The sequence below is a fragment of the Ideonella azotifigens genome, assembly GCF_006519715.1.
GTDB classification, from domain to species: Bacteria; Pseudomonadota; Gammaproteobacteria; order Burkholderiales; family Burkholderiaceae_C; genus Ideonella; species Ideonella azotifigens.
The window spans coordinates 1-6,869 of record NZ_VIDT01000272.1; the positions used below are offsets into that span (position 1 = coordinate 1).

Here is a 6,869-nt window from a genome sequence, read left to right on the forward strand (position 1 = left end):
GAATCCATCGAACGCAGGTCGGCGCAGCCGGTCGCCAGCCACACACCCGTGGCCAGCACCGACAGCAGGACCGCGTGACGCAGCCGCTTCATTTGCTGAGCAGCCGCATCGCTCCTTCCAGCCCCGCCAGCGTGAGCGGGAACATGCGCTGCTGCATCAGCTGCTGCACGATGCCGATGCTTTGCCGGTACTGCCACACCCCTTGGGGTTCCGGGTTGATCCAGGCGTATTTGGGGAAGGCATGGGTGAGCCTTTGCAGCCATTCGGCACCGGGCTCCTCGTTGTTGTATTCGACGCTGCCGCCGGGCTGCAGGATTTCGTACGGGCTCATCGTCGCGTCGCCGACGAAGATCAGCCGCCAGTCCTTGTTGTACTTGCGGATCAGCTCCCAGGTCGGGCTCTTCTCGGCATAGCGGCGGCGGTTGTTCTTCCACATGAAGTCGTAGACGCAATTGTGGAAGTAGTAGAACTCCAGGTGCTTGAACTCGCTCTTGGCGGCCGAGAACAGCTCCTCGACCCGGTGGATGTGCTCGTCCATCGTGCCGCCAACGTCCATCATCAGCAGCACCTTCACCTTGTTGTGCCGCTCGGGCACCATCTTGATGTCCAGGAAGCCGGCGTTGGCCGCGGTGGCGTGGATGGTGTCGTCCAGCGCCAGTTCCAGCTCCGAGCCCTCGCGGGCGAAGCGGCGCAGCCGGCGCAGCGCGACCTTGATGTTGCGCGTGCCCAGCTCGCGGCTGTCGTCATAGTCCTGGAAGGCGCGCTGGTCCCACACCTTCACGGCGCTCTTGTTGCGCCCAGGGCCGCCAATGCGCACGCCCTGCGGGTTGTAGCCGCCGTGGCCGAACGGGCTGGTGCCGCCGGTGCCTATCCACTTGTTGCCGCCCTCGTGGCGCTCCTTCTGCTCTTCGAGGCGCTTCTTCAGCGTCTCCATCAGCTCGTCCCAGTCCATCTTCGCGATGGCGGCCTTCTGCTCGGGCGTCAGCTCCTTTTCCAGCAGCTTCTGCAGCCACTCTGCCGGAATCTCCTTGCCGAAGTCGGTCAGCATCTGCACGCCGTTGAAGTAGGCGCCGAAGGCCCTGTCGAACTTGTCGAAATGGGTTTCGTCCTTGACCAGCGTGGTGCGGGCGAGGAAGTAGAAGTCGTCCACCGACGGGCCGATCACACCCAGTTGCAAAGCTTCCAGCAGCGTCAGGTACTCCTTGACCGAGACCGGCAGTTTGGCGGCGCGCAGCGTGTAGAAGAAGTTGATCAGCATGGCGGCAAAGAAGGTCTGGGACAGCGGGGCGCAGCACTTGGCGCCATGAATCCTCGGCCGGGGCAGGCGGATGGCCGGACCATTGTGCCGAAGGCCGAGAATACCGCGCCCTTCGACCGAGAAACACCGCTGCCGGCCCGGGCGCTGGGCCGACCGGCTGGCAGGCGCTCAAGCGGGTTCGGAAAAAGGCCGATATGGCATCGAGGAACCGCCCGCATTCATGACCGCCACCATTGCCTTGCTGCTGCTGCAGGCCAGCATGCACCTCTTCTACGCTGCCAGCTGGGCGATGGCAGGCACCTTGCTGGGCCTGCAGCGCAGCGCCGCGCTGCACTGGGCCGGCTACTGCCTGCTGCTGTCGCTGGGTTCCTTCGTGTTCCTGGCGATGCCCGCAGGGCTGCCGCCGACGCTGGGCGTGCCCATGGCCAACATGAGCTTGCTGGCCGCTGCGCTGCTGGAGCGGCGCGGCGTGGCCCGCTTCGCGCAGTACCCGCCGCGTGACGGCGAGGGCCTGCTGATCCTGTCGACCGGCGCGCTGGCGCTGGTCGTCACCGGGCTGGACGCACCCAATGCGGCCATGCGCATGGTGATGCAGTCGACGCTGGTGTCCATGGTGCTGCTGCGCATGGGCGGCGAGATGCTGGGTGCGATCCAACGCGAATTCGGCCGTGTCGGCGCCTGGCTGCTGGCCGGGCCGGTGGTCGTGCTCGGCATTGGCCTGGGCGCGAGGGCGGTCGCGGTGGCACTGCGGGCCAGCCATCCGGAGCAGTCGGTGATGACGGCCGACAACCCGATCAACGTTGCGGTGCTGCTGTTGCTGGCCGCTTTCTCGACGCTGTTCCAGCTGTCGCTGGTCTACCTCGTGGTGCTGCGGCTGGTGCGCAAGCTGCACGAGCTTTCGCACCACGACGCGCTGACGGCGCTGCTGAACCGCCGCGCCTGGCACCATGCCTTGCTGCAGGAGCGCCAGCGCCTGCGCCGCACCCCACGCGACACGGCGCTGCTGGTGGTCGACATCGATCACTTCAAGCACTTGAACGACCGGCACGGCCACGCCGTGGGCGACCGCGCGCTGGCCGCAATTGCCCGCACACTGCAGGCCACCGCTCGCGCGACCGATGCAGTGGCCCGGCTGGGCGGCGAGGAATTCGGCCTGCTGCTGGGCGACACCGACCTCGAAGGCGCACGGCTGGCGGCCGAACGCCTGCGCGAGGCAGTGGCGCAAATGCAGCTGGTGCACGACGACCTGCCGCTGACGCTCACCGTCAGCATTGGCGCCGCAGTGCTGCCCGCCGCCGCCTGCCGGCTCTACAAGCTGGAGCAGCTGCAGCTCAAGGCCGACGCCGCGCTCTACCAGGCCAAGGCGGGCGGCCGCAACCGTGTCGTGCTGGGCGTGCTCGATTCAGGCGGCCTGACGCTGGTGGCCGCCAGCGCCTGAGCGCGCCCGATTTCAGCCTTTGCCGCGCTTGGCCTTGGCCTTGCCCTTTTGCTGCGTCACGTCGTGGCGGTGCAGCCAGGCGAAGAACTCCTGGTACCAGAGCTGGCTGTTGCGCGGTTTGAGCACCCAGTGGTTCTCATCCGGGAACCACAGCAGCCGGCTGTCGATGCCACGCGCCTTCAGCGTGTTGTAGTAGGCCAGGCCTTGCTGGTCCGGCACGCGGTAGTCCAGTGCGCCATGGATGACCAGCGTCGGCGTGCTGAAGTTGGCCGCAAACACGTGCGGGCTTTGCGCGCCGACCTTGGCCGGGTCTTCCCAGTACCAGGCGCCCAACTCCTTGGCATGCCAGCTCCAGGCGTCGTCGGCGAACATGGCCGTCCAGTCGAAGCAGCCGGCGTGGCAGACATAGGCGGCGTAGCGGCCGGGTTTCACATGGCCGTTCATCCAGGCCACCATGTAGCCGCCGTAGCTGCCGCCTGACGCGAACACGCGCGCCGGGTCGCACCAGCGCTGGCTCAGCAGCCAGTCGGTGCCGGCCTCGACGTCCTGCAGCTCCAGCTCGCCCCAGCGATGGGTGATGCTGTCCAGGAACGCATGGCCGAAGCCTGACGAGCCGTGATAGTTGACGCTGGCCACCACATAACCTTGCGCGGCAAACAGCTTGCTGCTCCAGCGGTAGTGCCAGTTGTCGCCCGGCCCGGTGTGCGGCCCACCGTGGATGCTGTGCAGCACCGGGTACTTCTTCTTCGCATCGAAGCCCGGTGGGAAGTGCAGCCACATCTGCACCTTGTCGCCCTCGGCGCCGGTGAACCACACCTCTTCGTGGTGGCCCAGCGTGTAGCGGGCCAGCAGCTCGTCGTTGAAGCTTTCGATGCGGCGCGGCTTTTCGCCGGGCGCATGGGCGCACAGCTGCGCCGGGTGCTGGGCGGTGTCGGCCAGGCTGACCAGCGTGCCTGAAGCCTTGTCGAAACCGGTCACGGTGCCGCCCTGCACGACGATCTCGGCGCGCCGGTCCGGCAGGTCGAAGCGCCAGACGTGGCTGCGGCCCTGCTGCTCGGCGGTGAACAGCACCGCCTGGCCATCGTCCTCCCACAGCAGAGGGGCGTTCACCGCGTGGTCCCACTGGGCACTGATCACTTCCCAGCTGCCGAATTCGTCCTCGAAGACCGCCAGTTGCGCTGGCATCGTGTGCTTGCGGCCTTGGTGGGAGGCGAGGAAGGCGATGCGATCACCGGTCGGGCTGTAGCGGGGCGCGGCGGTGTCCCAGTCCGCGTCCCGCACCAGCTCCCGGAAGCGGCGCTGGCGCAGGTCCAGCTCGACCATCGCGAAGCGGCCGTCGACCTTCTTCTCCGGCGCCGGGTCGTAGGCGAAGACGATGCGCTTGCCGTCGGGCGAGATGTCGAAGCAGGTCGCATCCGGGTCGAAGCGCGGCAGCTCATAAGGCGTGCCTTCGAACAGGTCGGTCACCTTGCCGCTGGCCAGGTCCAGCGTCAGCAAATGCGGCACGCGGCCTTGCGGCAGGTTCTGGTCCCAGAAGCGGTAGGCCGATTCGCTGGTCACGTAGCCGGTGGCCTTGCGGTCCTTGAAGGCCTTGTGCTGCTTGGCCTGGGCTTTCATGCCCTTCAGCTCGGGCCAGAGCCAGGAGATGAAGGCGATGCGCTTGCCGTCCGGGAACCACTTGAAGGCCTCGATGCCGGTGGCCACTTCGCCGACGCGCCGGGCCTCGCCGCCATCGGTGGCTATGACATAGAACTGCGGCGTTTCGTCCTTCTTGCCCTGCTGCTCGCGGCGGGCAATGAAGCCGACGGCGTGCTCATGCGGCGAGAAGCGCGGCTGGCCGTCCTTGTCGCCGCAGTGGGTCAGCGCCCGCGGCCGGCCGCCCAGCGTGGACAGCAGCCACAGCGTGGTGCTGGCCTTGTTCTCTTCCATGTCGTAGCGGCTTACCGTCGCCACGGCTTGCGCGCCGTCGGGCGACAGGCTGGGGTTGCCCAGCCTTTCCAGCTGCCACAGCGCGTCGATGGTGAAGGTCTTGTCGGAACGGGCCAAACGCATCTCCTGTAGGGTCGGCGGGATCGCCGCCGGAAGCCTTCAACGATAACGCGGCTGCGGCCCGTGACAACGGTCAGCGGTTCTGTCTTTGCATGAAGACGAGTTTCTCGAACAGGCTCACGTCCTGCTCGTTCTTCAGCAGCGCGCCGACCAGCGGCGGCAGCGAGACCTTGTCGTCCTTGCTCTGCAGCACTTCGGCCGGGATGTCCTCGGCCACCAGCAGCTTGAGCCAGTCGATCAGCTCGGAAGTCGAGGGCTTCTTCTTCAGGCCGGGCAGGTTGCGCACGTCATAGAAGCTCTTCAGCGCCGCGGCCAGCAGCTCCTGCTTCAGGCCGGGGAAGTGCACGTCGACGATCTTCTGCATCGTCGCGGCCTCCGGGAACTTGATGTAGTGGAAAAAGCAGCGGCGCAGGAAGGCGTCCGGCAGCTCTTTTTCGTTGTTCGAGGTGATGAAGACCAGCGGCCGGTGCTTGGCGCGGATGGTCTGGCGCGTTTCGTAGCAATGGAACTCCATGCGGTCGATCTCGCGCAGCAGGTCGTTCGGGAATTCGATGTCGGCCTTGTCGATCTCGTCGATCAGCAGTGCCACCGGCGTCTCCGATTCAAACGCCTGCCACAGCACGCCCTTGACGATGTAGTTCTGGATGTCCTTGACCTTGGCCGAAGTTTCGACATCGCCGAGCTGGCTGTCGCGCAGGCGGCTCACCGCGTCGTACTCGTACAGGCCCTGGTGTGCCTTGGTGGTGCTCTTGATGTGCCACTCCAGCAGCGGCAGGCCCAGCGCCTTCGAGGCTTCCTCGGCCAGCATGGTCTTGCCCGTGCCTGGCTCGCCCTTGACCAGCAGCGGGCGCTTGAGCGTCATCGACGCATTGACCGCCAGCATCAGGTCGGCGGTGGCCACGTAGTTGTCGGAACCTTGGAATTTCATGGCGTGTGGCCGGGGCGAGCCCGAGTTTTGACGACTTGGAAATGCGGTGTTGCCAGGGGTTTGGCAGGGGTCGGATCAGTATAAGGTCGTGCCTATAATCGTTGACAAATCGCAAGCCGGTGCAGCCAGGCAGGCATTTTTTGCCATGCCGTACACCGTACCGGCCCTCCTCGAAACCGTTCGCCAAGACGAATCATTCCGCGATGAAAACCAAGGCAAGCCTTTTGCTGCTGGCGCTGGCCAGCTTCTTCTTTTCAGCAGCCCAGGCCCAGGAGGTCAAGGGCGATGCGAAGGCCGGTGAAAAGAAGAATGCGATGTGCATCGGGTGCCACGGCATCGTCGGCTACCAGGCCAGCTTCCCGCAGGTCTACCACGTGCCGATGATCTCCGGCCAGAACGCCAAGTACATCGCCTCGGCGCTGGACAGCTACCGCAAGGGTGATCGCAAGCACCCGACCATGCGCGCCATTGCCGGCTCGCTGAGCGACCAGGACATTGCCGACCTCGCGGCCTACTACGCTGACCACGGCCATGCAGGTGCCACCGCGCCGCCGCCGGCCGAACTGCCGGCCGCGCTGAAGGACAAGCTGGCCGTCTGCGTGGCCTGCCATGGTGCCAACTTCAGCACCACCCCCGACCCGGCCAACCCGCGCCTGGCCGGCCAGCATGCCGACTACCTCACGCTGACCCTGAAGTCCTACCAGGCCGACGCCGGCCACCTGGTCGGTCGCAGCAACCCGACCATGAACGCCATGGCCAAGACGCTGAGCGAAACCGAGCTCCGCCAGGTGGCGGAGTTCCTGTCCACGCTGCCGGGTGAGCTGAAGACGCTGCCGCAATCGCACTTCCGCTGAGCCCCGGCGCCGCAGCGCCCGCGTTTGCGAAATCTCAGGCGGGGCCCGCCTGAAAAAGCCGCCGCCCGGCAGGGTTGGCGGCTTTTTCATGTCCGGCCAGGGAAGAGGCCCAGGCCAGCGGCCATGTCACCCGCTCAAGCGACATGGGCTTGTGGCCGATAACAGGCTGTTGCCCAGGGTCTTGGGTACGGACACATTGGCCGGACATGCTTAAAAAAATACTGGTTTCGCAGGTCAGACTGGGCATGCACATCCACGCGCTGGAGGGCGCGTGGATCGACCATCCTTTCTGGAAGACCAAGTTCGTCATCAAGGACCACAACGACCTGGCCAAGCTGCATG

At 66.0% G+C, this 6,869-nt stretch carries 6 protein-coding genes; 3 read left to right on the plus strand and 3 right to left on the minus strand.

Annotated elements, in window-relative coordinates; translation table 11 throughout:
* Window positions 1-88: 88 nt before the first annotated feature.
* The gene (locus tag FKP22_RS16515) at window positions 89-1,258 is read right to left on the minus strand and encodes a vWA domain-containing protein (RefSeq protein WP_141288551.1); all 1,170 of its coding nucleotides are present in this window, start codon (window positions 1,256-1,258) and stop codon (window positions 89-91) included.
* 220 nt (window positions 1,259-1,478) lie between these two features.
* Here FKP22_RS16515 and FKP22_RS16520 point away from each other — a divergent pair, with 220 nt between their 5' ends.
* Window positions 1,479-2,696 carry a GGDEF domain-containing protein gene (locus FKP22_RS16520; RefSeq protein WP_170200931.1) on the plus strand — a complete coding sequence of 406 codons (1,218 nt, stop codon included), beginning with the start codon at window positions 1,479-1,481 and terminating at the stop codon, window positions 2,694-2,696.
* 12 nt (window positions 2,697-2,708) lie between these two features.
* Here FKP22_RS16520 and FKP22_RS16525 read toward each other — a convergent pair whose 3' ends face one another.
* Complete coding sequence (locus tag FKP22_RS16525) at window positions 2,709-4,742, minus strand: S9 family peptidase (RefSeq protein ID WP_231011539.1); 2,034 nt, start codon at window positions 4,740-4,742, stop codon at window positions 2,709-2,711.
* A 76-nt stretch (window positions 4,743-4,818) separates the two neighbouring features.
* A complete protein-coding gene (locus FKP22_RS16530) occupies window positions 4,819-5,673 on the minus strand; it encodes an AAA family ATPase (RefSeq protein WP_141288554.1) in 855 nt (284 codons plus the stop codon).
* Window positions 5,674-5,876: 203 nt separating this feature from the next.
* Here FKP22_RS16530 and FKP22_RS16535 point away from each other — a divergent pair, with 203 nt between their 5' ends.
* Together FKP22_RS16535 and FKP22_RS16540 are read left to right on the plus strand one after the other, a co-directional pair.
* Window positions 5,877-6,527, plus strand: a complete 651-nt coding sequence (locus FKP22_RS16535) for a c-type cytochrome (protein WP_141288555.1) — start codon at window positions 5,877-5,879, stop codon at window positions 6,525-6,527.
* A 206-nt stretch (window positions 6,528-6,733) separates the two neighbouring features.
* The coding region (locus tag FKP22_RS16540; protein WP_141288556.1) for a DUF3391 domain-containing protein at window positions 6,734-6,869 on the plus strand (136 nt) is incomplete at its 3' end.